This is a genomic window from Mycobacterium sp. MUNTM1 (assembly GCF_054660795.1).
On record NZ_BAAGDE010000039.1, the window covers coordinates 33,826 to 58,803 of the forward strand.

22 protein-coding genes, 2 pseudogenes and 1 riboswitch are annotated in these 24,978 nt (G+C 69.1%); of the genes and pseudogenes, 10 read left to right on the forward strand and 14 right to left on the reverse strand.

Annotation, left to right across the window (positions count from 1 at the left end):
- The first annotated feature begins 35 nt into the window (after positions 1-35).
- Positions 36-204: riboswitch (M-box (ykoK) riboswitch) on the forward strand.
- A gap of 292 nt (positions 205-496) precedes the next feature.
- Entirely contained in the window at positions 497-2,191 is a 1,695-nt protein-coding gene (locus ACYQ8K_RS20545; protein ID WP_459971912.1) for an NAD-binding protein, read from the forward strand.
- Positions 2,192-2,201: 10 nt separating this feature from the next.
- On the opposite strand, the gene ACYQ8K_RS20550 is transcribed toward ACYQ8K_RS20545, so the two are convergent.
- From ACYQ8K_RS20550 to ACYQ8K_RS20590, 9 genes are read right to left on the reverse strand one after another with little or no spacing between them, the layout of a single operon-like run.
- Positions 2,202-3,983: an ABC-F family ATP-binding cassette domain-containing protein gene (locus ACYQ8K_RS20550; RefSeq protein ID WP_459971870.1), complete on the reverse strand. Its 1,782-nt coding sequence runs from the start codon at positions 3,981-3,983 to the stop codon at positions 2,202-2,204.
- 22 nt (positions 3,984-4,005) lie between these two features.
- Positions 4,006-4,692 carry a PAS and ANTAR domain-containing protein gene (locus ACYQ8K_RS20555; protein ID WP_459971872.1) on the reverse strand — a complete coding sequence of 229 codons (687 nt, stop codon included), beginning with the start codon at positions 4,690-4,692 and terminating at the stop codon, positions 4,006-4,008.
- A 54-nt stretch (positions 4,693-4,746) separates the two neighbouring features.
- Positions 4,747-5,862, reverse strand: a complete 1,116-nt coding sequence (locus ACYQ8K_RS20560; RefSeq protein ID WP_459971874.1) for an enolase C-terminal domain-like protein — start codon at positions 5,860-5,862, stop codon at positions 4,747-4,749.
- Positions 5,850-6,866 carry an SDR family oxidoreductase gene (locus ACYQ8K_RS20565; protein ID WP_459971875.1) on the reverse strand — a complete coding sequence of 339 codons (1,017 nt, stop codon included), beginning with the start codon at positions 6,864-6,866 and terminating at the stop codon, positions 5,850-5,852. The genes ACYQ8K_RS20560 and ACYQ8K_RS20565 overlap by 13 nt, the downstream gene beginning before the upstream one ends.
- Positions 6,867-6,896: 30 nt before the next feature.
- Complete coding sequence (locus ACYQ8K_RS20570) at positions 6,897-8,687, reverse strand: glycoside hydrolase family 15 protein (protein WP_459971876.1); 1,791 nt, start codon at positions 8,685-8,687, stop codon at positions 6,897-6,899.
- Positions 8,680-10,377 (reverse strand): GMC family oxidoreductase, encoded by a 1,698-nt coding sequence (locus ACYQ8K_RS20575; protein WP_459971878.1) that lies wholly within the window; start codon positions 10,375-10,377, stop codon positions 8,680-8,682. Before ACYQ8K_RS20575 ends, ACYQ8K_RS20570 begins: the two co-directional genes overlap by 8 nt.
- Entirely contained in the window at positions 10,377-11,123 is a 747-nt protein-coding gene (locus ACYQ8K_RS20580; RefSeq protein WP_459971880.1) for a gluconate 2-dehydrogenase subunit 3 family protein, read from the reverse strand. Before ACYQ8K_RS20580 ends, ACYQ8K_RS20575 begins: the two co-directional genes overlap by 1 nt.
- An 18-nt stretch (positions 11,124-11,141) precedes the next feature.
- Positions 11,142-11,648, reverse strand: coding sequence for a hypothetical protein (locus ACYQ8K_RS20585; RefSeq protein WP_459971913.1), 507 nt, complete (start codon positions 11,646-11,648; stop codon positions 11,142-11,144).
- Positions 11,649-11,688: 40 nt separating this feature from the next.
- On the reverse strand, positions 11,689-11,826 hold the full coding sequence (locus ACYQ8K_RS20590; protein ID WP_459971882.1) for a hypothetical protein: 138 nt from the start codon (positions 11,824-11,826) through the stop codon (positions 11,689-11,691).
- Between the two features lie 299 nt (positions 11,827-12,125).
- Between ACYQ8K_RS20590 and ACYQ8K_RS20595 the strand changes: the two genes are divergently transcribed.
- On the forward strand, positions 12,126-12,503 hold the full coding sequence (locus ACYQ8K_RS20595) for a hypothetical protein (protein WP_459971884.1): 378 nt from the start codon (positions 12,126-12,128) through the stop codon (positions 12,501-12,503).
- A gap of 23 nt (positions 12,504-12,526) precedes the next feature.
- Here the strand turns inward: ACYQ8K_RS20595 and ACYQ8K_RS20600 are convergent, their stop codons facing one another.
- Complete coding sequence (locus ACYQ8K_RS20600; RefSeq protein ID WP_459971886.1) at positions 12,527-13,372, reverse strand: SDR family NAD(P)-dependent oxidoreductase; 846 nt, start codon at positions 13,370-13,372, stop codon at positions 12,527-12,529.
- A gap of 90 nt (positions 13,373-13,462) precedes the next feature.
- Between ACYQ8K_RS20600 and ACYQ8K_RS20605 the strand changes: the two are divergent.
- From ACYQ8K_RS20605 to ACYQ8K_RS20620, 4 genes and pseudogenes are all read left to right on the forward strand, one after another.
- Positions 13,463-14,966 (forward strand): annotated as a pseudogene (locus ACYQ8K_RS20605) (HNH endonuclease signature motif containing protein).
- Positions 14,967-15,040: 74 nt separating this feature from the next.
- Complete coding sequence (locus tag ACYQ8K_RS20610) at positions 15,041-15,316, forward strand: hypothetical protein (RefSeq protein WP_459971888.1); 276 nt, start codon at positions 15,041-15,043, stop codon at positions 15,314-15,316.
- A 40-nt stretch (positions 15,317-15,356) separates the two neighbouring features.
- Positions 15,357-18,383, forward strand: a complete 3,027-nt coding sequence (locus tag ACYQ8K_RS20615) for an acyl-CoA synthetase (RefSeq protein WP_459971890.1) — start codon at positions 15,357-15,359, stop codon at positions 18,381-18,383.
- On the forward strand, positions 18,380-18,595 hold the full coding sequence (locus ACYQ8K_RS20620) for a Trm112 family protein (protein WP_459971892.1): 216 nt from the start codon (positions 18,380-18,382) through the stop codon (positions 18,593-18,595). The genes ACYQ8K_RS20615 and ACYQ8K_RS20620 overlap by 4 nt, the downstream gene beginning before the upstream one ends.
- Here the strand turns inward: ACYQ8K_RS20620 and ACYQ8K_RS20625 are convergent.
- The 4 genes from ACYQ8K_RS20625 to ACYQ8K_RS20640 form a co-directional block, all read right to left on the reverse strand.
- On the reverse strand, positions 18,561-19,184 hold the full coding sequence (locus ACYQ8K_RS20625) for a TetR/AcrR family transcriptional regulator (protein WP_459971894.1): 624 nt from the start codon (positions 19,182-19,184) through the stop codon (positions 18,561-18,563). The genes ACYQ8K_RS20620 and ACYQ8K_RS20625 overlap by 35 nt on opposite strands.
- A 70-nt stretch (positions 19,185-19,254) precedes the next feature.
- Positions 19,255-20,073 (reverse strand): ABC transporter permease, encoded by an 819-nt coding sequence (locus ACYQ8K_RS20630; RefSeq protein WP_459971896.1) that lies wholly within the window; start codon positions 20,071-20,073, stop codon positions 19,255-19,257.
- A complete protein-coding gene (locus tag ACYQ8K_RS20635; protein ID WP_459971899.1) occupies positions 20,007-20,771 on the reverse strand; it encodes an ABC transporter ATP-binding protein in 765 nt (254 codons plus the stop codon). Before ACYQ8K_RS20635 ends, ACYQ8K_RS20630 begins: the two co-directional genes overlap by 67 nt.
- A gap of 78 nt (positions 20,772-20,849) precedes the next feature.
- The gene (locus tag ACYQ8K_RS20640; RefSeq protein WP_459971901.1) at positions 20,850-22,127 is read right to left on the reverse strand and encodes an ammonium transporter; all 1,278 of its coding nucleotides are present in this window, start codon (positions 22,125-22,127) and stop codon (positions 20,850-20,852) included.
- 109 nt (positions 22,128-22,236) lie between these two features.
- On the opposite strand from ACYQ8K_RS20640, the gene ACYQ8K_RS20645 reads away from it, so the two are divergent.
- From ACYQ8K_RS20645 to ACYQ8K_RS20660, 4 genes and pseudogenes are all read left to right on the forward strand, one after another.
- Positions 22,237-22,881, forward strand: coding sequence for a DNA-3-methyladenine glycosylase (locus ACYQ8K_RS20645; protein WP_459971903.1), 645 nt, complete (start codon positions 22,237-22,239; stop codon positions 22,879-22,881).
- A 33-nt stretch (positions 22,882-22,914) separates the two neighbouring features.
- Entirely contained in the window at positions 22,915-24,186 is a 1,272-nt protein-coding gene (gene tyrS, locus ACYQ8K_RS20650) for a tyrosine--tRNA ligase (protein WP_459971906.1), read from the forward strand.
- 98 nt (positions 24,187-24,284) lie between these two features.
- Positions 24,285-24,647: a DUF732 domain-containing protein gene (locus ACYQ8K_RS20655; RefSeq protein ID WP_459971908.1), complete on the forward strand. Its 363-nt coding sequence runs from the start codon at positions 24,285-24,287 to the stop codon at positions 24,645-24,647.
- 28 nt (positions 24,648-24,675) lie between these two features.
- Positions 24,676-24,978, forward strand: a pseudogene (locus ACYQ8K_RS20660) (tetratricopeptide repeat protein); the annotation flags it as partial.

Genomic DNA, 24,978 nt, shown 5'->3' on the forward strand with positions numbered 1-24,978 from the left:
ACGTGGGCGGTTTTGCTCAGCATCATTAGGGCTTGCAAGCACCTCGCTAGGTGAGGCGTCTGCACGGACACAGGCCACTGACCCCGAACGTCGAAAGACGCCCCGGGTCAGGACAGCTCTTCCCGGCACAAGGGTTGAGCCAAAGTGGCTTCCGGACATCGGATACGCCGTGCAGTGCCAAAGCTCTGACGAGAGGGGTGTGCGGCATCGACTCAAGCCGAAACCGACCAGCACCCGTGCACGTGTAACGACACCCGCGTGTGTCCCGGCGGCAAGGAGGTGGGGGCCGGATGAGTCCGTGCGATAGTCCATCCCCGCCATCCGGATTGGTCCGTTAGGGCCCCGTACGGTCGTGCGCACCTGCCCCGCCAGCTGCCGAACATCGTGCGTGTGCGCTCGCGCGGGCCACCCATCGACAGAATCGGGTGCTCAGGTGAACATTCTCAAGTCGTGGCGATACAACCGTCACGTTGACTTCGTCGACTTCGATGTCCCACTGGACCGGCATGTCATCGTCAGTGGTGATGATGCGCTGGCGACAACGATCGTGGCCGAACTGACCAACGCCGGCGTCGCCGTGGTGAAGCTCGTCGGCACCGGGCTGGCTGAGGCTGGAGTCGCCCACGCGCTTGCGATCGTCTGCGCCGGAGATGATGATGCAACAAATATCGAAATTGCTTTGCTGGCAAGGAAAGCCAATCCAGAGATGCGAGTGGTCGTGCGTCTGGACAACGATGTGGTGCGGACAGCGATGGCCGCCAACAACGGATCTGGGGCGATACTCGACGTGGCCGACCTGGCCGCGCCGTCCGTGGTCGAAGCGTGTCTGGCACGGGTCACCCACGAATTCGAAGCTGCGGGAATCAAGTTCACGGCGTGGGGGAGCGAGGCGCCCCGTGATGCGTCGCTCCGAGACATTCACGGCGACCTGGCACCGGTGGCGGTGATCCGCGGCGTGAACTCGTCGACCCCCGGCGAGGTTCTGGCGTGCCCCGGCCGCGACCTGCAGGTGCGCGCCGGTGACTGGACTACCATGATCGGCACCGCCGACGAGCTGGCGGCCCGCGGTATCCGGGGCCCCCGACCGACCTCGACGCAATCCCGTGGCCGCCTGTTCGGACGATTGCTGGACGCACTGCGTACCGCGCGCGACGATGTTAATCCCGGCTTCTATCCGGCATCGATGATCGGCCTGGGCCTGTTGATCGGCTCGACGATCATCTTGCGATTGAGCTATCAGCGGTCGCCGGGGATGACCTGGCTCGACGCGATGTATTTCAGCGCCGAGACGATCACGACGGTGGGCTACGGCGACTTCAGTTTTGCGCAACAACCCACCTGGCTCCGGGTGTTCAGCGTCGCGTTGATGTTCGCCGGGATGACGACCACGGCGGTGCTCATCGCGTTCATCGCCGACCTCCTGTTGTCGCGCCGCTTCGTCCATACGGCCGGGCAACGACGGGTGCGCCATATGCGTAACCACGTCATCGTCGTCGGGCTGGGATCCGTGGGTATTCGGGTGGTTTCGGAGCTGACCGCGGCGGGGTACGACGTCGCGATCGTGGAGTTGGATGACGAAAACCCCTTGCTCGCCGTGGCGGCCGAACTCGACGTACCGGTGATATTCGGAGACGCGACCATGGAGCAGACCCTGGAGTCGGCCGGCATCGACCGTGCGCGTGCCGTGGCCGTGCTGACTCAGGACGACATGGTCAACATCGAGATCGGCATCGTTCTGCGTGAAATGTACGGGCCGCATGTTCAGCCCGCCCTCAACCGTCCCGAGGTTCCGCTGGTGCTCCGGATCTATGATCGCGAGCTCGGCTTCGCGGTGGCGCAGCGGTTCGGATTCGAAAACGTCAGGTCTACCGTCGAACTGGCCGCGCCGTGGTTCGTCGGCGCCGCGATGGGGCTACAGGTGGTGGAGACGTTCTCGGTCGGGCCCAGCACCTACCTCGTCGGCGCGATGCACGTGGAGGCCGGAAGTGAGTTGGACGGATCACGGCTGTTCGAAATCTCCACCCAGACGCGCGTCATCGCAATCACCCGCGAGGACGAGCCGGTCAGTCTGCATCTGCGCCGCGACGCTCACCTGCGTGCCGGCGACACGGCCTTCCTGGTCGGCCCGTATCGGGAGTTGCTGGACACTCTGCGCAAGGCGCAGCGCCCTCAGCTGGCCCGGAAAAGGTGACGCGCCAGCATCATTCGAGCAACTCGGAGAGCTCCAGCCAGCGACTCTCCGTCGCGGCCACCTCGTCTTCGAGGGCACGCAACTCCTGGGTGAGCCGGGTGATGCCGACGTGGTCGGACTGGTCGTGGGCGGCGAGCTCGTGGTGCTTGTCCTCGACGCGGTCCGCCAGCCGCGCCAGCTGGCGATCGACGGAGGCCACCTCTTTTTCCGTGGCGCGGCGTTGCGCGCCCGACATCGCTTGCGGGGCAGGCTCGGACGGCCGCGACGATTCGGCGGCCGCCGCATCGGTCCGCCGCTCGGCCAGCCGCAGATACTCGTCGACACCGCCGGGCAGGTGCCGCAACCGGCCGTCGAGCACGGCGTACTGCTGATCGGTGACCCGCTCCAACAGGTAGCGGTCGTGAGAGACGACGATCAGCGTGCCCGCCCACGAGTCCAGCAGGTCCTCCATTGCCGCCAGGGTGTCGGTGTCGACGTCGTTGGTCGGCTCGTCCAGCAGCAACACGTTGGGTTCGGACAACAGCGTGAGCATCAGCTGCAGCCGCCGCCGCTCACCGCCGGAGAGATCCTCGACGCGGGCGGACAGCTGGCCGCGGCCGAACCCGAGTCGCTCCAGCAGCTGCGCCGGGGTGACCTCGCGGCCGTCGACCTGGTAGCCGCCCTGCAGCCTGCCCAGCACATCGGCGATCCGGTCGCCGCCGACCGCGGCCAGGGCGTCGCCCTGCTGGTCGAGCACCGCCAGCCGGACGGTCTTGCCGCGCTTGACCCGTCCCGCGTCCGGGGTGATGGTGCCGTCGATCAGCCCCAGCAGCGTCGACTTGCCCGCGCCGTTGGCCCCGACGATGCCGGTGCGCTCGCCGGGGGCGATCCGCCATTCGATGTCGCGCAGCACCGGGCGTCCATCGAACGAGACCGACACGTCGAGCAGGTCGACCACATCCTTGCCCAGCCGCGCGGTGGCCAGCTTGGCCAGCTCGACGGTGTTGCGCAGCGGCGGCACGTCGGCGATCAGCTGGTTGGCCGCCTCGATCCGGAACTTGGGCTTGGACGTGCGCGCCGGCGCGCCGCGGCGCAGCCACGCCAGCTCCTTGCGCATCAGGTTCTGCCGCTTGGCCTCGGCGACGGCGGCCATCCGGTCCCGTTCGACGCGTTGCAGGACGTAGGCCGCGTAGCCGCCGTCGAACGGTTCGACGATCCCGTCATGCACCTCCCACGTCGTGGTGGCGACCTCATCGAGAAACCAGCGGTCGTGGGTCACCAGCAGCAGCCCGCCGGTGTTGCGCGCCCAGCGTTGTTTCAGATGACCGGCCAGCCAGGTGATGCCCTCGATGTCCAGATGGTTGGTGGGCTCGTCGAGCGCGATGACGTCCCACTCGCCCACCAGCAACCTGGCCAGCTGCACCCGGCGGCGCTGACCACCGGACAGGGTGGAAACGATTGCGTCCCAAGCGATGTCGGAGACCAGCCCGGCGACCACATCGCGGACCCGGGGGTCACCGGCCCACTGGTGTTCGGCCGCCTCGCCGACGAGTGTGTAGCCCACGCTGTGGTCCGGGTCCAGGGTGTCGGCCTGGCTCAGCGCACCGACCCGCAGCCCGCTGCGCCGGGTGACCCGGCCGGAATCGGGCCGCTGCTGGCCGGTCAGCAGCCGCAGCAGGCTGGATTTGCCGTCGCCGTTTCGCCCGACGATGCCGATGCGCGCGCCGTCGTTGACCCCGAGCGTGATCGATTCGAAGACCACCTGAGTCGGATATTCGAGGTGGACGGCCTCAGCTCCAAGTAGGTGCGCCACTGGGCCGACCCTACTGGCGCCGCTAGCCCAGGGTCAGCAGAGCCTGGTCCACCTGGCTTTGGGTCTCTGATGACGCCTTGCTGGCCACGGCGTCCAGGAAGCGGCTGGCGACGTCGCGCAGCTTGAGGTTCGTCTCCTGGGAACGCCACACCAGAATGTCGAAGGCACGCTCGGCCGAGATGCCGTAGGCGGTCATCAGCACGCCCTTGGCCTGCTCGATGCGCGCGCGGGCCTCGGCCACCGCCGACAGCACATTGGTGATATCGGAGTGCAGTGAGTCGGTGACGTCGACGTAGAAGCCGGACGTGCCGATCAACGCCCGGCCGGCGTCGAGCATGCGATCGCCGGCGACGACGACGCAGCGGGTGCGCCCGGCGGTGTCGATGATGCGGTGCCGGCTGCTGAACGGCTTGCCCTTCATCACGCGATCCAGCACGGCGGCGACCCGCTCCCGATCGTCGGGATGTTTGTGCTGCAACAGCAGTTCCGTGGTGGGCTCCACCTGTCCCGGCTTGTAGCCGTGCATGCGTGCCACCGCAGCCGACCACTCCCAGCGATGGCCGTCGAGATAGAACCAGAACCGGCCGACGCGCTGTGGCTCGCCGAGACCCAGCACCAGGTCGACCGCATTCAGGTCGCCTCCCTCGACGACGTCAGGCGCCAGCGCCTCACGGTGCTTAACAGTTTCGTCGTTAGAGTTCACCGTCATCGCGCGTGTCCTACCCCTTCTCTGGATCCCTGAAACATCGGCAGTGCCTGACGCTCACGCCGTCCGATAGCGCTCGGCGTCACGATGTTTGAACTCCAGGCCGAACCCCGGCCGATTCTGATCGGGCCGCAACGCGCCACCCTCGGGCGGCAGCGCGCCGTCGAAGAGCATGTGTTCGATGCGGTGGTGGTCGTGGAAATACTCCAGGTGCCGCAGGTTCGGGATGGTGGTCGCGACGTGGGCGTGCAGGTTGGGGGCGCAGTGCCCGGAGACCTCGACGTTGCAGGAGGCGGCGACGGCCGCGGCGCGCACCCAGTCGGTGATGCCCCCGCAGCGAGTGACGTCGATCTGCAGGCAGTCGACCGCGTCGGCGGCGAGCATGCGGTTGAAGTAGGCCAGGTCATAGCCGTACTCACCCGCGGTGACGTCCGGGGTCACCTGATCGCGCACCTCCCGCAGCCCGTCCAGATCGTCGGAGGACACGGGTTCCTCGAACCACGTGACGTCGTGGTCGGCCATCGCGTGGGCCACCCGGATCGCCTGCTTGCGGTCGTAGCCGCCGTTGGCGTCGACGTATAGTTCGACGTCCAGCCCGATCACGTTGCGCGCCAAAGCAATCCGATCCAGGTCGCGTCTCACGTCGGAGCCCCACGATTCACCGATCTTGATCTTCACCCGGGGGATCTTCCACTCGTCGACCCAGCGTTCGAGTTGGGCGCGGGTGGTGCGCTCGTCGTAGGTGGTGAAGCCGCCGCTGCCGTAGATCGGCACCTCCGGATGCGCCATCCCGAGCAGCCGGCAGACCGGCAGCTCCAGCAGCTTGCCCTTGAGATCCCACAGCGCGGTGTCGACCGCGGAGATCGCGCAGGAGGCCAGCCCGGGCCGGCCGTTGTTGCGCATCGCCGCGACCATCGACCCCCACCGCGCCGGGATGTCCATGGCGCCGTGGCCGGTGAGTGCGCCGGCGAGCTTGCCGCCGATCAGCTTGGCGCACGCCCCGTCGGCGTAGGTGTAGCCGATGCCGCGCCGTCCGCCGGCGGCAACCTCGGCCAGCACCAGCGTGGTCGACGTCCAGGACAGGGTGCCATCGGCTTCCGGTGCGTCCGTGGGGATTTCGTAGACCTGCGCGGTGACCTCGTCAATCCGCGCGTCGGGCGTCATCGTGCCCACCGGCGGCCCGCCCGGGCCGCGAGCCAGGCGCCCAGCCCGGCGGCGCTCAGCGCGCCGGTGCCGCTGACGACGGGGTGCTGGGACGCCCACAATTGCGGGCTGCGGGCATGCGACTGGGCGTCGAACTGGCCGCGCGGGCCGTGGTCGCTGCCCGGCTCGGCGTCCAGCGGTTGCCACAGGTTGTTGGGCCGGTCGCGGCTGACGTGTTCGGAGGTCTGCTGGGAGTCGTATCCGGTGCGGCCCAGGTAGCGGTCCAGCAGCGGCGCGACGAACTTCTGGCCCAGCAGGGTCACCATGGTGGAATCGCCGACCCAGAATTGTTTGCGCCCTGGATGATCGGCGGCGTACAGGACGCCGCGGGCGGCGACCTCGGGCTGGTAGATCGGCGGCACCGGCTGGGGATGGCGGGGCAGCCGGGACAGCACCCAGGAGAATTGCGGGGTGTTGACCGCGGGCATCTGCACCACGGTGATCCGCACCTTCGAACCTTCGTGAAACAGTTCGCAGCGCACGGATTCGGTGAACCCGTTGACGGCGTGCTTGGCGCCGCAATAGGCCGACTGCAGCGGGATCGATCGCTGGCTGAGCGCCGACCCCACCTGCACGATGGTGCCGCGGTTGCGGGGGCGCATCTTGGCCAGCGCCGCCATGGTGCCGTGCACGTATCCGAGGTAGGACACCTCCGTTACGCGTTTGAACTCCTCGGGGCTGATCTCGGTGAACGGCGCGAACACCGATGTGAACGCGACGTTGACCCAGACGTCGATGGGGCCGAACGCGGCCTCGGCCTCGTCGGCGGCGGCGGCGACGGCCGAATGGTCGGCCACGTCGGTCGGGATCGCCAGCGCCTTGCCGCCGCCGGCCTCGACATCACGCGCGGCCCCGTCCAATCCCGCCGCGCCGCGGGCGAGCAGGACGACGTTGGCACCGCGCTGTCCGAACTCCCTCGCGGTGGCGCGGCCGATCCCCGCGCTGGCTCCGGTGATCACCACGGTCTGTGTCATCGCAGAACTGCCTCTCGCTCAATCCGGTAGTCACTCATGGTGGGCGTCGTCGTCGGTGAGGGTGGCCGTGCATTCGAGCATCAGCGCGTGCGCGAACGCCTGGGGCAGGTTGCCGCGCAGCTGACGCTGCCGCACGTCGTACTCCTCGCAGAACAGCCCCGGCGGGCCGCACGCCGCGCGGTTGCGTTCAAACCAGCGCATCGCGCAATGGCCATGTCCCAGTTGGTCTTCGGCTAGCGCCATCATGAACCCGCAGAGCAGGAAGGCGCCCTCGGCGTCGCCGAGGTCGCGCTCGTCGTGCCGGTAACGGTAGACGAACCCGTCGTCGGTGAGCTCTCGGCGCACGGCGTCCAGGGTGGCCCGGGTGCGCGGGTCGTCGGCGGGGACGGCGCCGCGCACCGGCGGCAGCAGCAGCGACGCGTCGACCCCCGTCATGCGCGGGCTGCGCTGCCAATAGCCGTGCGGGTGCAGGCTGCTCGACGCCGTGTCCGCCAGAATCGCATCGGCGAGCGACGCGCACGCGGCCACCTCCGGACCCGCGCCGGCCACTTTGGCGATGGCGCGCAGCCCGGCCACGCAGGCCAGGCGGGACTGCGACCAGTGCTCGTCACCGACCTCCCAGACCCCGGCATCCGGTTCGCGCCAACGCTTTTCGATGGCCCTGATGGCCGCCTGCGCGGCGCGCCACCCGTCGGCGTCGAGCCGGTCCGCGGCGCCCGCCTTGGCCAGCAGCTGCAGCGCCTCGCCGAACACGTCGAGCTGGAATTGCCGGTTGACCCAGTTGCCGATCTTGTCGGTGCCGCCGGGATAGCCGGGCAGGTCGAGCGTTTCTTCGCTGGGCACCGCGCCGCCGGTGACGGTGTAGGCGGGTTTGAGGTTCGGGCCGTCCTCGAGCAGCCGGGCGCCCACGAATTCGACCGCGCGGTCCAGCAATTCGGTGGTGCCCACCGCGCCGGCGGCCATGCCGGCGTACACCTGGTCGCGGATCCAGGCGTAGCGGTAGTCGTAATTCTGATTGGTGTGCGCGCGCTCGGGCAGGCTCATCGTCGCGGCGGCGACCATGCCGCCGCCGCTGCTGGTCAGCCCGCGCAGCACCGCGTAGGAGTGGCTCCCGTCGCGGGGGGCGATGGTGCACTCCAGCCGGGGCACGGTGCGCTGCCAGGCGGCCGCGGTGGCGTCCCAGGCCAGGTCGGGGTCGGGGGGCTGGTCGGGCAGGGCGCGTTCGGACAGCTCCAGCACCAGGTCGTGCTGGCGGCCCTCCTCGAGGGTGATCTCGCAGGTGAGCATTTCGCTGTTGTCGTGCGAGGCTTTGATGGTCCGCGCGTCGCAGCCGGCCAGCCAGCGCCAGCGCAACCGCCCCGACCGGCCGCTCCACACGCCGCCATCGGAGGCCGGCTGACCGAGGCCGTGCCGGCCGAACGCCGCGCCGGGGGTCATCAGCACCCGCACGCGCGCCGTCCCGCGGCACACCGTGAGCCGCCGCAGCAGTATCACGCGGTCCGGGTCACCCGGAAAGGCCAGCGCCTCACGGCATTCCACCGTACTGTCGCGGGTGATCCAGCGGTTGCGCCAGATCAGACTGCCCGGTTCGTAATAACCGCCCCACACGTGCCGGACGTCGATCGGAGTGATCGCGTAAACACCGCCGCCGCCGATGAGGTTGGAGAAGACGGCGTCGGAGTCCCAGTGCGGCGCGCACATCCACGCGATGTCACCCTGCGGCCCGACCAGCGCGCCGCGCTCCCCATCGGCGAGCAGCGCGTACTCACGCAGCACCCGAGGCGCGAAGGTCGTCTCGACGTCGATCGTCCGCTCAGCCACGGGCTCCCGCCTCCGACCTCCGTCCGGCGGTGGTATCGATCTTCCCGCCGGCCAGCCGCTCGGCGAGGCGCGAGGCCAGCGCCATGATGGTCAGCGCGGGGTTCGCCGAGCCCTGCGTCGGGCACACCGAGCCGTCGGCCAGAAACAGGTTTGGCACGCCCCACACGCGTTGATCGGAGTCGACGACCGAATTGTGCGGGCTGGTGCCCATCCGGGCGCCGCCGATGAGGTGCGCGAAACGCTCGATGGTGAGCACGTCCTGGGCGTCGGCGGCGCGCAGGATGTCGCCGATCACCTTGGTGGAGTAGGCCATGTTGGCCTTGTCGTTGTCGCAGAGGGTGTAGTCGAACCGGGCCACCGGGATGCCGTACGGATCCTTCTCGTCGGCCAGCGTCACCCGATTTTCGGGCAGTGGCAGCAGCTCATTGAGCACGCCGACGGTCGCCCAGTGGTTGTAGTCGCGCATGTACTCCCGCAGGGCGCGGCCCCAGTGTCCGTCTGCCAGCACGTGTTCGGCCCAGCCGATGGGCATCGGCGACACGGTCTGGATGGCGAAGCCGCGGGCGAATCCACGCGAGAGGTCGGTCTCGTAGAACTGCTCGGAGGTCACCTCCGGCGGCGGCGCCTTGTACATCCGGACCTCCTCGGACCACCGGCCCGCGGACTGGGTGGCACCCTGCACCATCACGTAACGCCCGACCTGATCGTCGTTGTTGCCCAGCCCGTTCGGGAAGCGGTTGCTGGCCGAGTTCAGCAACAGCCGCGGTGTCTCGATCGAATACCCGGCCACAGCAACCACTTTGGCGCGTTGCAGCCGTTCCTTGCCGCCGATCTCGTCGTAGTAGACCACACCCCTGGCCGCGCCGCTCTCGTCGAGCTCGACCCGGCAGGCCATGCAATTGGCGCGGATCTCCACGGCGTGGGCCAGCGCGTCGGGGAGGTGCGTGACATACGGGCTGGCCTTGGCGTTGACCTTGCAGCCCTGCAGGCAGTAGCCGCGGTAGATGCAATGCGGGCGGTTGCCGAAGGTGCCGTTGACGATGCCGACGGGGCCCACCCGCATATCGATGCCGAGCTTGAGCGCACCCCGCCAGATCTTGGCGGCGGCACCCGAAATAGGGTGCGGCGCAAAGGGATAGCGGTGCGGATCGCCCCACGGCCAGTTCTGGCCGGCCACCGGCAGCTCGAGCTCGACCTGCTCATAGTGGCGGCGGACGTCCTCGTAGCGGATGGGCCAGTCCGCCCCCACCCCGTCCCGGGTGTAGGTCTCGAAGTCGCTGGGGTGGAAGCGCGGGGTGTAGCCGGCGTAGTGCACCATGGACCCGCCCACGCCACGCCCGGAGTTGTTCTTGCCCAGCTCGATTGGGTCGTCGCCGCCGATGATGCGCTTCTGCGTCCAATACAGGGCATGGGAACCCGCCTCGTCGGACACCCAGTCCTCATCGGGGTGCCAGAACGGGCCCGCCTCGAGGATCACCACCCGCCAGCCCTCTCGGGCCAGTCGCTGCGCCAGTACCGAGCCGCCGGCACCGGCGCCCACCACAACCAGATCGACCTCGTCGTCGTCGGGGTAGCGGCGCATGGTCTTCTCGCCGGGCAGGTCGCGCGTGTGTACGTCGAGCAGGAATCGTGAATCGTTGTCCTTGGGTTCGACAGCGCCCTTGAACAGGCCACGCAAGAAGTCGCCCATCACAACTCCCCGTTGTTCACGACGTGCACCGGATCCTCGTCGGTGGCACCGCGGGTCTCGTACGGTTCGCGCGCGGCGGCCGGCCCGGTGGCACCACCGAGGCGCATGAATCCGCGCGGGTAGGCGGGGCCGCCGAACCCGATCTCGTTCCACGCCCACGGGTGGGAGTAGAAGCCCGACAACGTCATTCGCATGCACACCGACCACGCCCGCTTGACGTTCAGGCTCTCCCACGCCCCGCCCTGCAGGTCCGCTTGCGAGAACTTGTCGATGATCGCCTCTCGGGTGGTGATGTCGGCATCGGCGAATGAGGGTGCGCCGTAGTGCGTCGCGGCCGTCTCGTTCAGCCCGCGCAGCACCAACCGCCAGGTGTCGCGGTCGTCGGGCATGTCGGCGTACTGGTAGCCATCGAGGCGCCCGTCGGCGAGCTTGGAGTCGACGGACTCGGCCGCCGGGACCCGCGGGTCGACGTCTTGCGCCAGCACCGTGTCGCAGAACGCGCGCAGGCACGGCTCCTCTTCGGGCGTGAAAAACCGCAGCGGGCCGGGCGGTTCGAGCCGGGCCAGCACCACCTTCCGGGTGGCCTCGTCCCACTTGTCGGCCGTTTCCAGCACGTCGTAATCGGGATAGCGCCCGATCATCTGCGGCGTGACACCGCGGCGTTGCTTGGGCAACCAGGACGGGTGCGGCGGCTGGCCGTCGGGTCGCAGGTTGGGCAAGTGGTCGGGGCGTGAGGTGTCGGCCATCTCAGAAATCCCTGCGCCCTATCCGCGGAACCGTTCGCGGCGCAGGATCGACGCCAGCAACCCCATCCCGCCGACCATGCACATCAACCCCGGCGCCGCGATCGGCGGGCCCATCGGCACGTTGTACGACGCGTTCTTCCACCCGCCCGGCTTGCGCGCGACGCCGCGGGCGTGCAGGTATTCGCCCATCAGTCCGTTGGCCGTGTAGACGCCCGCGGTGATCGGCAGCCAGAGCTTGGCCCAGCGCTTCGAGAACACCCCGCCGATTCCGGCGACGACCACCGGCGGGGTCACCACGATCGGGCTCCACATCCATTTGTTGCCGAAGCTGGCTTTGTAGTGCTCGAAATAGATTTCGGCCGTCGTGACCAGAGCCGCCACGGCGGTCAGTCCGGACAGCGAGCGTTCGAATCGGCCGTGCGCGACGTCGTACAGCGCTCGCCCGGCCAGATGTTGGACCTCGCCGAGTCCGTCGCGGCCGGCGGTGCGGTCTTTCAACCGTCCGCCGTTGCCCAGCAACAACATGTGCATCCCTTTCTCGCTCGCGCCGTGGCCGCGCCGGTGATTACCGGCCCGGTGTGGCGTGCTTGATGAACCGGTTGGCCGCCGTGGGCCTGCCGAAGACACCGGGTGTTCGAATGAATGCGCCGCAGGTGTCCGGGGAGGGGCCGCCGAGCGAACCCGCCGGCGTCGTCGTGCCCATGAGGCCACCTCGCCTTCGCGTCGGAAGGAACACGGTCTGACAGGCTCCGGCCCCGCCACTGTCCGTTCAGTAACGGTCGCCAAAGCCCGCCCAGAAAACTGGAAGCGCCCAGCTGTGTCTTTCAACCGAGAAGGCCCCGACAACGCGTCGTGACCGAAGCGCAACGGCTGTGTACCCGGCGCTCTGCTGCGCAAACGGCACCGTGGCCGGTTCTCAGCGTGCTTTCAGGAGCGCAGGCGGCCAGCCGGTTTGAGGGGCGCCGCCGCGGTCAATCCTGCGCGAGGACGAGGGGCACGCCGATGGTGCAGACATCGAGAGACGATGCGTTTGAAACGAGCGAGCATCTGCAGGCCGTGGCGCAAGCGGTGCTCGCCGGGCAACGGGCGGAGCAGGCGCGGCAAGCGGCCGACGGGGCGGGGCGACTCGCGGCGGACAGCGTGCAGGCAGCGGCCGAAAGTTTGGCGTTATCGGCAGCTAGTCAGGATCGAACCGCGCAGGCTTTCGAAGACGCGGCCGACCGCGGTGGACGTCGAGGCGCGTTCTTGCGGACCCGCGCTGCTGAGCACCGGAAGTTCGCGGAGCAGGACCGCCGGATGGCGGAGGAGCTGCGACAAAGTGGCCGGAATTGGCTCGCCATGCGGGCTCGCCTCGATCGCGAAATGTCCACTGAAACTTGAGGGGTGACGCCACACGCCGCGGATCACGTTGCGCGGGACGGCGTTTCACGTAACCGCCTGAGCGTCAGTCGTGCGGCCCGCGTCGATATAGCCGGCGAGAACCGGTCCAGGTACCACAGCGCCTTCCACCAGGCCGGCACGATGATGATCCCTTTGTTGCGCAGCACGGCACGAACGACGCGCGCGGCGAATTTGTCCGGCGCCATCGGTCGCATCGGTTCCCAGAACTTGAGCAGGTCCTCGTCGCTGGCGCCGGTGTTGGTCATCCGCCCGTACGTGCCGCCGGTGAGGATGGGGGTCCGGATCGCGCCGGGACACAGCACCGACACCTTCACGTCGTGGCGTTCGGCCTCCAGCCGCAACGCCTTCGACAGTGCGACGACGGCGTGCTTGGACGCGGTGTAGCTCGCCGCGCCGGGTCCGGCCAGCAGCCCCGCCATCGACGCCGTGTTCACGATGTGGCCCGAGCGCTGCCGGATCATGATGGGGTACACCGCCTGGATGCCGTGCACGACCCCGTGCAGGTTCACCGCCAGGACGTCGTTCCAGTCGTCGAGGGTGTAGGAATCGACCTCGCCGCCGACCCCGATGCCCGCGTTGTTGAACAGGTAGTCGATGCGGCCGGATGTCTGCACCGCCTCGGCGACCGCGCTCTCGAACGCGGGGTAGTCGCGGACGTCGAGTTCGATCGCGTGGGCCTTCGTGCCGCCGTTGCTGAGGCGCTGCGCGAGCTCCTGTGCCGCGCCCAGTTGGCGATCGGCGAGCCAGACCTCCGCGCCGCCCTCGGCCAACCTGGTGGCCAGCGCCGCGCCGATGCCCGAAGCGCCGCCGGTGATGAATGCGACCTTGCCCGACAAGTTCGACACCATGAGGGAAGGATAGGCGCCGTCTGCGCAGGCAGGGCCGTTCTTCGGGCGGTCCAGCAGTTCATGTCGGTGGCCGGTGGCAGTATCGAATGTATGTTCGAAGAAGTGATTGCCCGGTTCGACGAGTTGGTCGAGCGGCGCCATCCATCGGTAACGCGGGAGTCGGCCGCGCTGCTGGAGCGGCTCGGGGTGTTTTCGCGGATCGAGAACCGGGCGGCGGCCGAGCAGTTGGCCGCGATCGGAGACTTGTTTTCGTATCGGCTCTCGCGCTGTTCGGAGTGCGAGGAGTGGGCGGTCGACACCGAGGCGGCGGTGAGTGCGGAAGTGGCCGCGCAGTTGCGAATCAGTCAGGGACTGGCCGCCAGCCGAGTGCGCTATGCCCGCGCGATGCGGGAGCGGCTGCCGAAGGTGGGCGGGGTCTTTCGGGCCGGGGATATCGACTACCGGATGTTTCAAACGATCGTGTTCCGCACCGATTTGATCGTCGATCCCGACGTGCTCGCGATGGTCGACGAGCAGGTGGCAATCAATGTGCTGCGCTGGCCGTCGATGACTCAGGGCCGGCTGGGCGCGCAGGTCGACAAAATTGTGGCCCGCGCCGACGCCGATGCCGTTCGGCGGCGGCTGCAACGCCAGTCCGACCGCGCTGTCTGGATCGGCGAGGTGTACGACGGAGTGGCCGAGCTCAGCGGCAGCCTGCTTGGCCCCGACGCTCACGCTTTGGAGAAGCGGTTAGAGGCGTTGGCGGCCACGGTGTGTGCGCACGACCCGCGTAGCCGCGATCAGCGCCGCGCTGATGCGTTGGGCGCGCTGGCCGCGGGGGCGGATCGGCTGGGCTGCCGCTGCGGGCGATCGGATTGTGCGGCTGGCAAGCGGCCCGCGGCCTGCCCCGTGGTGATACACGTGATCGCCGAGCAGGCGAGTCTCGTCGGCTGTGGCACCGCCCCGGGGTCGGAGGTGGGTGCCGACGGGCTCATCTCACCCGAACTCGTCAAGGAATTGGCGGCGTCGGCGAGGTTGGTGCCGCTGGTTCATCCCGGTGATGCGCCGCCGGAGCCCGGTTATGTGCCCTCTAAGGCATTGGTCCGATTTCGTGCGCTGCCGGGACCTGACCTGTCGCTGGCCGGGCTGCGACCGCCCGGCGACCGACTGCGATCTCGACCATACGGTCCCGTATGCCGACGGCGGCCGGACGCATGCGTCAAACCTCAAGTGCTACTGCCGTACTCATCATCTGGTGAAAACTTTCTGGGGGTGGCGCGAACAGCAATTGCCCGACGGCACGTTGATCCTGACGTCCCCGGCCGGGCACACCTACGTCACCACCCCGGGCAGCGCGCTGCTGTTCCCCAGCCTGTGCCAGTCCATCGGCGCGATGCCTGCCGCCGAAGTGGACCCACCCCAGGATTACTGCGCCGAGCGCACCGCGATGATGCCCCGACGCACGCGCACCCGCGCCCAACACCGGGCCGCACGCATCGGCACCGAGCGCAAGCACAATCGCCAGGCACGACAACCGAAACGTCGAGAGCGCGTGCCCGCCTCCTTCGGCCCCGCGCCACCTCTCGATGACGGCGACGACCCGCCCCCGTTCTAACGGGGTCCAGGGCTGATTCTCACGTCCCGCCGAGCCGCGGCTGCGAGCGTAAGAGCCGTTTATCAACGGCGTCGATGGGTCGGAACCATGAAGAACGTTGCGCTGGCCGGCTCGACTACACCACTCAGCAAAAGGCCGAGGATGCGGCGGTCCTGTGGTGCGACGTGATCGGCAAGACGAACGACTGCCGGCTGGTCACATCGGGGCTGGGCTGCCCGTCGATCGCGGAGAGCAGCGACGGGCAGACACTGGCGGCGCGGCAGGCGTTCACCCAAGACGCCGCCGACGCCGCGGCTCTCGACGGCGCGGGGCCGCGGTCCACCGTCGAGCTGAACAGGTGCAGCGGCTAACTACCTAATCGGGGGAACCACCACCCTTCTAGCTGCCCTGATGTGCCATGATGTCCAAGCTGTCAAGACTCAGGGAGCAGCAGTGGATCTCAATTTTTCGATGGTCACACGACCGGTCGAGCGGCTGATCGCCACCGCGCAGAACGGGTTGGAGGTCTTGCGGCTGGGGGGCTTGGAAACCGGTACCGTGCCGTCGCCGTCCCAGACCGTCGAGAGCGTGCCGATGTACAAGCTGCGGCGGTACTTCCCGCCGGACAGCCGGCGCGGCCAATCGCCCGTCGGGCCGCCGGTGCTGATGGTGCACCCGATGATGATGTCGGCGGACATGTGGGACGTCACGCGCGACGAAGGCGCGGTGGGGATCCTGCACGCCCACGGGCTAGACCCCTGGGTCATCGACTTCGGTGAACCCGACAAGGTCGAGGGCGGCATGCGCCGCACCCTGGCCGACCACATCGTCGCGCTCAGCCAGGCCATCGACACGGTCCGCGACACCACGGGCAGCGACATCCATCTGGTCGGCTATTCGCAGGGCGGCATGTGGTGCTACCAGGTCGCCGCCTATCGGCGCTCGAAGAGCCTGGCCAGCATCGTCACCTTCGGCTCGCCGGTGGACACCCTGGCCGCCCTGCCGATGGGCATACCGGCAAACTTCGCCGCGCCCGCCGCCAACTTCATGGCCGACCATGTCTTCAGCCGGCTGGCCATCCCGAGCTGGATGGCCCGCACCGGCTTTCAGATGCTGGACCCGCTCAAGACCGCCAAGGCGCGCGTCGACTTCGTGCGCCAGCTGCACGACCGCGAGGCGCTCCTCCCGCGCGAGCAGCAGCGCCGCTTCCTCGAACGCGAGGGCTGGATCGCATGGTCGGGCCCCGCCATCTCCGAACTGCTCAAGCAGTTCATCGCCCACAACCGGATGATGACCGGCGGGTTCGCCGTCAACGGCCAGATGGTCACCCTCACCGACATCACCTGCCCGGTGCTGGCGTTCGTCGGCGAGGTCGACGACATCGGGCAGCCGGCCTCGGTGCGTGGCATCCGGCGTGCGGCACCGGACGCGGAAGTCTACGAATCCACCATCCGCACAGGGCATTTCGGTTTGGTCGTCGGATCCAAGGCGGCGCAACAGAGCTGGCCGACCGTCGCCGAATGGGTGAAGTGGCTGTCCACCGGGGGGGACAAACCGGACAGCATCGACCTGATGGCCGATCAGCCCGAAGAGCACACCGACAGCGGGGTGGCGTTGAGCTCCCGGCTCGCGCACGGTCTCGGGGAAGCCTCCGAGGCGGCAGTGGGGCTGGTGCGCGGTGCGGCCAACACCGTCGTCGCCGCCAACAAGTCCGTGCGCACCCTGGCCGTCGAGACGGCCCGCACGCTGCCACGCCTGGTCCGGCTGGGCCAGATCAACGACCACACCCGGATCTCGCTGGGCCGCATCATCGAGGAGCAGGCCCACGACGCGCCGCAGGGCGAATTCCTGTTGTTCGACGGCCGGGTGCACACCTACGACGCCGTGAACCGGCGCGTCAACAACGTCGTTCGCGGCCTGATCGACGTCGGTGTGCGGCAGGGCGACCGGGTCGGCGTGCTGATGGAGACCCGGCCCAGCGCGCTGGTGGCGATCGCCGCGCTGTCCCGGCTGGGTGCCATCGCGGTGGTGATGCGGCCCGACGCCGATCTGGGCGCCTCGGTGCGACTCGGGGGGGTGACCGAGCTGCTCACCGACCCCACCAACCTCGACGCCGTGCTGCGGTCCGACCGTCAGGGGCTGCGCCAGGTGCTGGTGCTCGGCGGCGGCGAGTCGCGGGATCTGCACCTGCCCGAGGACTCCGACGTCATCGACATGGAACAGATCGACCCGGACGCCGTCGAGCTGCCCGGCTGGTACCGCCCGAACCCGGGGCTGGCGCGGGATCTGGCGTTCATCGCGTTCAGCGCGGCCGGCGGCGAGCTGGTGGCCAGGCAGATCACCAACTACCGCTGGGCGGTCTCGGCGTTCGGTACCGCCTCGACGGCCGCCCTGGATCGCCGCGACACCGTCTACTGCCTGACGCCGCTGCATCACGAGTCGGCACTGCTGGTCAGCCTGGGCGGCGCCGTGGTCGGCGGCACCCGCATCGCGCTGTCGCGCGGCCTGGACCCGGGCCGCTTCGTTCAGGAGGTGCGCCAATACGGCGTCACCGTGGTGTCCTACACCTGGGCCATGCTCCGCGAGATCGTCGACGATCCCGCGTTCGTGCTGCAGGGCAACCATCCGGTGCGGCTGTTCATCGGCTCCGGCATGCCGACCGGGCTGTGGGGACGCGTCGTCCAGGCGTTCGCGCCGGCGCACGTCGTCGAGTTCTTCGCCACCACCGACGGACAGGCGGTGCTGGCCAACGTGTCCGGCGCGAAGGTCGGCAGTAAGGGTCGCCCGCTGCCGGGCGCGGGGCGCATCGAGTTGGGCGCCTACGACGCCGAGCACGACCTGATCCTGGAGAACGAGCGCGGCTTCGTGCAGATCGCCGAACCCAAGCAGGTCGGGGTGCTGCTCGCCGCGTCCAACGGCCCGATCGACCCCAGCGCCTCGGTCAAGCGCGGCGTCTTCGCCGCAGGTGACACGTGGATCTCGACCGAGTACTTGTTCTACCGCGACGACGACGGCGACTTCTGGCTGGCGGGCCGGCGCGGCTCGGTGGTGCGCACCGCGCGTGGCCTGGTGTTCGCCGAGCCCGTCACCGATGCGCTGGGTTGCATCAACGGCGTGGACCTCGCGGTGACCTACAACGTGCCGGTGGGCGATCACGAGGTGGCCGCGTCGGCGGTGACGCTGTTGCCGGGCGCCTCCATCACCGCGGCCGACCTGACCGAGGCCTTCGCGAAGATTCCGATCGGCCTGGGACCCGACATCGTGTGCGTGGTGCCGGAGATGAACCTGAGCGCCACATTCCGGCCCACGGTCAGTGCCCTACGGGCGGCCGGGATTCCGAAGGCCGGGCGCCACGTCTGGTACTTCGACCCCGACACCGACCAGTACCGCCGCCTGACCAGTGGGATCCGTTCCGAGCTGACCGGAGCGCAGTCATGATCGACGATGCACTGCTGAGCATCCTGGTGTGCCCCGACGACCGGGGCCCGCTGGTGCTTGTGGGGTCCGAACTGCTCTACAACCCGCGGCTGCGGCGTGCCTACCGCATCGAGGACGGCATCCCCGTGCTGCTCATCGACGAGGCCCGCGACGTCGACGACGACGAGCACGCCCACCTCATGGCACAAGGCCGTCCGGCAGATCCCCGGTGAGGTAGCGCTGCAGGTTCGGCGCGATCATCTGCGCGATCTGCTCGGGCGGCAGCGACGCGAATGGCTCCAGACGCAGGATGTAGCGCGCCATCACCACGCCCACCAGCTGTGAGGCGACGAACTGGACGCGGGTGGTGCCGCTTCCCGGCGGATTGTCCACGCGCGCGCCGATTTCCACGGTGATCACGTCCTCGATGAACGTGCGGAACAGGCTGATCTCCTCACCGGCCAGGATGGAGCGCAGCGTGGCGATGAACGCCGCCCCGATCTCAGAATCCCACAGCGGCAACAACATTGACGGGATGCGATAGCCGAGCTCGTCAACCGGCATCTCACGCAACTGGCCGATGATGTCCATCGGGTCGATCGGGATGTGCACGGCCGCGGCGAACAGCTTCTCCTTGGTGCCGAAGTAGTGATGGACCAGCGCCGAATCCACCCCTGCCGCCGCGGCCACTGCGCGGATCGACGTGTTGCGAATGCCGTTGCGCGCAAAGAGCTTCCGCGCGCTGTCCAGGATGCGATCGCGGGTGCCGGAGCTTCCGGCCGGGCGCCCCCGACGCCGGCGCCCGGCGCTGGTGGCCGTCACCAGGAGGCCCCCGCCACTAGCTCATGGTGGCGATCCGCTGCGCCCGGCTGCGCCGCGCTTGCGGTCGCCACTAGGGCGTCCGCCGCCGCAGCGTGGCCGCGGCCAGGCACAGCGCCGCCAGGGCGAAGCCCAGCACCACGACGATGTCGCGCACTGCGGTGGACGTGAGTTCCGGATGTGCGCCCACCTGTTGCAACGCCTCCAGCGCGTAGCTGGCCGGCAGCACATTGCTGATCCACTGCAGCCAGTGTGGCATCAGCGCCCGTGGCACGATGATGCCGGCCAGCAGCAGCTGCGGCACCATCACCAGCGGGATGAACTGCACGGCCTGAAACTCGGTGCGGGCGAACGCACTACACAGCAGGCCCAGACCGACGCCCAGCACGGCGTTGACGATCGCGATCACGAACACCCATGCCGGACTGCCGGCCGTGTCGAATCCCAGCAGCCAGAACGACACGATGCACGCCACAATGGCCTGCGCCGCAGCGGCGATGGAGAAGGCGGTGCCGTAGGCGATCAGCAGATCCAGGCGGCGCAGCGGCGTGGTCAGGATGCGCTCGAGCGTCCCGGAGGCCCGCTCGCGCTGCATGGTGATCGCGGTGATGATGAACATCACGAACAGCGGGAACAGGCCCAGCAGGATCAGGCAGGCGTTGTTGAACGGGGTCGGCCCACCGGGGCGGTGTGGTGCGTTCTGGAACATGAAATACATCAGGCTGATCACCAGGACCGGCACGAACAGGATCATCGCGACACTGCGGTGATCGGCGACCAACTGGCGCAGAATCCGCGCCGTGGTCGCGGTGTAGCCGCGCAGGCTCAGCCCGCTTCGCGCATGGTGCTGCGCTTGATGATGGACAGAAACGCGTCCTCCAGTGACGTGCATCCGGTGTCCTCTCTGAGTTGGGACGGGGTGGTGTGGGCGACCAACCGACCCTCGCGCATCAGCAACAGGTCGCCGCAGTGGTCGGCTTCGTCCATCACGTGGCTGGAGACCAGCAGCGTGGTCCCGGTGCGGGCCAGCTCGGCGAACTGTTCCCAGAGATCCGCGCGCAGCACCGGGTCCAGGCCCACGGTGGGCTCGTCGAGCACCAGCAGGTCGGGCTGGCAGACCAGCGCGCACGCCAGCGACACTCGGGTGCGCTGACCGCCGGAGAGGTTGCCGCACAGGGCGGTTCGGTGATCCGTCAGCCCGACGCGGTCGATGGCGGCGTCGGCGGCCTGGCCGTCGAACCCGTACAGCGCCGCGAAATAGCGGACGTTGTCCACGATCCGCAGGTCGTTGTAGATCGTCGGGTCCTGCGGAAGGTAGCCGATCCGATGGCGCAGTTCGGCGCTGCCGGCCTGTTTGCCGAGCACGGTGACGGTGCCCTTCGAGATGATCTGGGTGCCGACGATGCAGCGGATCAGCGTGGTCTTGCCGCAGCCGGACGGCCCGAGCAGTCCGGTGACGCTGCCCGTGGCGATCCGCACGGAGAAGTCGTGCAGAGCCGGGCGTTTGCCGCGGATGACGCGCAGGTGGTCGATGTGTACCGCCGGCTCCCCGGGGCGGGTAATTAATTCATCACGGGATGAACTCATCATGCGATGAATAATCGTCCCGTCGCGGGGGCTTGTCAAGGTCTGTCGAGGGCCTGCGGCGCGGGCGGGTGGCGCCGTGGGCTAGTTGAACCGCTCGCCGGTGGCCGGGCGGCGCTGCGGCAGATGACCGTGCACGCCTTCGGCGTAGGCGGTTTCGGCATGCTGCGTGAGGTCGACGCCGGTGGTCTCGTCCTCGGCGCTGACCCGGAAACCCATCAGCCGGTCGATGACCTTGCCCAGCACGAACGTCATGGCGAACGCGTAGAGCGCGACGACCCCGATCGCCAGCGCCTGCTTGCCCAACTGGCCCACGCCGCCCCCGTAGAACAGGCCCCGCGGGCCCGCCGTCATCACCGCCGTGGCGAACAGGCCGATCAACGACACCCCGACCACGCCGCCGACGAAGTGCACGCCCACCACGTCGAGCGAATCGTCATAGTTGAAGCGCAGTTTCGCGCCCACCGCGAACGCGCACACGACGCCCGCCGCCAGCCCGACGACCGTCGCGCCGAGTGTGTTGACCGTCCCGCAGGACGGTGTGATCGCGACGAGGCCGGCGACCACACCCGACGCCGCACCGAACGTGGTGGGCCGGCCGTCGCGGATCTGCTCGACCGACAGCCAGCCGAGCATGCCCAGGCAGCCGGCGACCAATGTGTTGAGGAAGATGGCCGCGGCGGTTCCGTTGGCGGCCAAGGCCGAACCGGCGTTGAACCCGAACCAGCCGAACCACAGCAGCCCGACGCCGACGAACAGCAACGGCAGATTGTGTGGCCGCATCGCATCCTTCTTGAAGCCGATGCGCGGCCCGAGCACCAGCGCCAGCGCCAGGGCCGAAGACCCGGAGACGATCTCGACGACGAGCCCGCCCGCGTAGTCGAGGACGCCGAGCTTGGCCAGCCAGCCGCCCGGCCCCCAGACCCAGTGCGCGACAATCGAATACACCGCGATCGTCCACACCGGGACGAAGACCATCCAGGCGGCGAACTTGGCGCGGTCGGCGATCGCGCCGCTGACCAGGGCGGCCGTGATGATCGCGAACGTCAGCTGAAACGTGGCGAACAGCAACTCGGGGACCGTGCCGTGGGCGGTGTCGGGGGTGATGCCGAGCATGCCGAAATGCCTGAGACCGCCGACCAGCCCGCTGCCCCCATCCTCGGAGAACGCCATGGTGTAGCCGACCAGCAGCCAGGCCACCGTCACCAGCGGGATGGAGATGAAGCTCATCATGATCATGTTGAGCACGCCGGTGGTGCGGACCATGCCGCCGTAGAAGATCGCCAGGCCGGGGGTCATCAACAGGACCAGTGCGGTGCTGGCCAGCAACCACGCGGTGGCGGCGGGATCGATCGCATGCATCAGGTGGGCTCCTTCTCGCGGCCCTGGGGTCCCGGGACACCGGGATACTGCCACGTTGGGCCTGCCGGTAGGTTCGTTGGGTTCAAGAAAAGAGGATTCAGGATCTGATGTGGTCGAGGCTCGAGGACGATTTCGCGAAGGCGCGGCTGCGGCCCAGCTGGTAGTCGACCCGGTCGAGGCCGCGCGCCGGTTACTGGGCGCCACCCTCACCGCGCGCGGGGTGAGCGGGATCGTCGTGGAGGTCGAGGCCTACGGGGGAGTGCCCGACGGCCCCTGGCCCGACGCCGCCGCGCACTCGTACAAGGGCCTGCGCGCCCGCAACTTCGTGATGTTCGGGCCCCCCGGGCGGCTCTACACCTACCGCAGCCACGGCATCCACGTCTGCGCCAACGTCTCGTGCGGACCCGACGGCACCGCCGCGGCGGTCCTGCTGCGCGCCGCCGCCATCGAGGACGGCACGGACGTCGCGCGCGCCCGCCGCGGCGAGCTGGTGCACACCGCCGCCCTGGCGCGCGGCCCGGGCAACCTCTGCTCGGCCATGGGAATCACCATGGACGACAACGGCATTGACCTGTTCGCGCGGGACAGCCCGGTGACCCTGGAACTGCACGAGCCGCTGACCGCGACGGCCGGCCCGCGGGTCGGCGTCAGCCAGGCCGCCGACCGGCCGTGGCGGTTGTGGCTGCCCGGCCGCCCGGAGGTCTCGGCGTACCGCCGCAGTCCCCGCGCGGCCGCGCCGGGCAACAGCGACTAGCCGAACCGATCTCGGGTGAAAGGATCTTGGATCATGGGCGACATGATCATCGACGAGCTGGGCTGGCGCGGGCTGATCGCGCAGTCCACCGACCTCGATGCGCTGGCCGCCGAGGCGCGGCGCGCGCCGATGACGGTGTACGCCGGGTTCGACCCCACCGCGCCCAGCCTGCACGCCGGACACCTGGTGCCGCTGCTGGCGCTGCGCCGGTTCCAGCGCGCCGGCCATCGCCCGATCGTGCTCGCCGGCGGGGCAACCGGCATGATCGGCGACCCGCGCGACGTCGGCGAACGCACCCTCAACGAGGCGGACACCGTCGCCGAATGGACCGAGCGGATCGGCGGGCAGCTGCGGCGCTTCGTCGACTTCGATGACTCACCCACCGGAGCCGTCGTCGTCAACAACCTGGACTGGACCCGCCCGCTGTCGGCGATCGAGTTCCTGCGCGACCTCGGCAAGCACTTCTCGGTCAACGTGATGCTGGACCGCGACACCGTCCGGCGGCGCCTCGAGGGCGACGGCATCTCCTACACCGAATTCAGCTACATGCTGTTGCAGGCCAACGACTACGTCGAGTTGCACCGGCGCTACGGCTGCACGCTGCAGATCGGCGGCTCCGATCAGTGGGGCAACATCGTCGCCGGCGTCCGGCTGGTGCGCCAGCAGCTCGGTGCGTCGGTGCACGCGCTGACCGTGCCGCTGGTGACCGCCGCCGACGGCACCAAGTTCGGCAAGTCCACCGGCGGCGGCAGCCTATGGCTGGACCCCGAGCTGACCACGGCGTATGCCTGGTACCAGTACTTCTTCAACACCGCCGACGCCGACGTGATCCGGTACCTGCGCTGGTTCACCTTCCTGACCGCCGACGAGCTCGGCGAGCTGGAACACGCGACGGCCGAACGGCCCCAGCAGCGCGCCGCCCAGCGGCGACTGGCCCGCGAACTGACCGTGCTGGCACATGGGGAGGCGGCCACCGAGGCCGTCGAGCACGCCAGCCGGGCGCTGTTCGGGCAGGGGGAACTGGACCGCCTGGACGAGGCCACGCTGGCGGCGGCGCTGCGCGAGACGTCGGTCGCCGAGCTCAAGCCCGGTGGCCCCGACGGGATCGTCGACCTGCTCGTTGCCAGCGGTCTGTCGGAGAGCAAGAAGGCCGCGCGGCGCACCATCGGCGAGGGTGGCGTCTCGGTCAACAACGTCCGCGTCGACAGCGACGAGTGGGCGCCGCAACCCTCCGACTTCCTGCACGGCAAATGGCTGGTGCTGCGCCGCGGCAAACGCACCGTCGCCGGGGTGGAAAAGGTCTAGCCGGGCCGGCGCCGGACGGGCGCCGCAAAACGCGTGCGTGCACAGATCTTTATCTCTCCGTGTCGTTGACGTGACCCTCGGCGACCACTGTTGTCACGGTGATTTTCGCGACGCGTGTGCGGTTGACCGTCCTGCCGATTCTGGGGGTGATCACCGGCCTGGTGTCGCTGGCCGCGGTCCTGTCGGCGCCGATCCGCGCCGACATGCTGGGCAACGCCTTCCTGTCGGCGCTGACGAACGCCGGGATCACCTACACCCAGCCGGCCAGCACCACGGCGATGGGACAGTCGGTATGCCCGATGCTGTTCGAGCCCGGCGGCTCGTTCGACGAGGTCACCTCCAAGATGGCCGAGGGCAACGGCTTGTCGTACGAGATGGCGGGCAAATTCACCATCGTCGCGATCGCGACCTACTGTCCGGCGGTGATCGCGCCGCTGCTGGGTAACCGGCTGCAAAGCTAGGCGCGGGGCTGCCCGTATTCTCGGCTGCGTGGCGGACGACAGGCAACGGCAGCGCGGCGAACGGCGGGGGCGACCGGCACCCAGCGGCTGGTCGGGTCCGGGCCGTGCGCGCCCGGCCCAGCCGCAGGCCGCCGCGCGCCGGGATGCCCAGGCCGATCGCCCGCCGCACGACGGGCCGCCGATACCGCCCGGCGTGGAAGCCAAGCAACTCGCGCCCGACATCCGCCGCGAACTGAGCACCCTGGACCGCGCCCCCCCCCCCCCGGGGGGGCGCCCCCACGTGGGCGCGGGGGGACGGCGGGTCGGGGGCCCCCCGGCCGCGCGGCGGCCC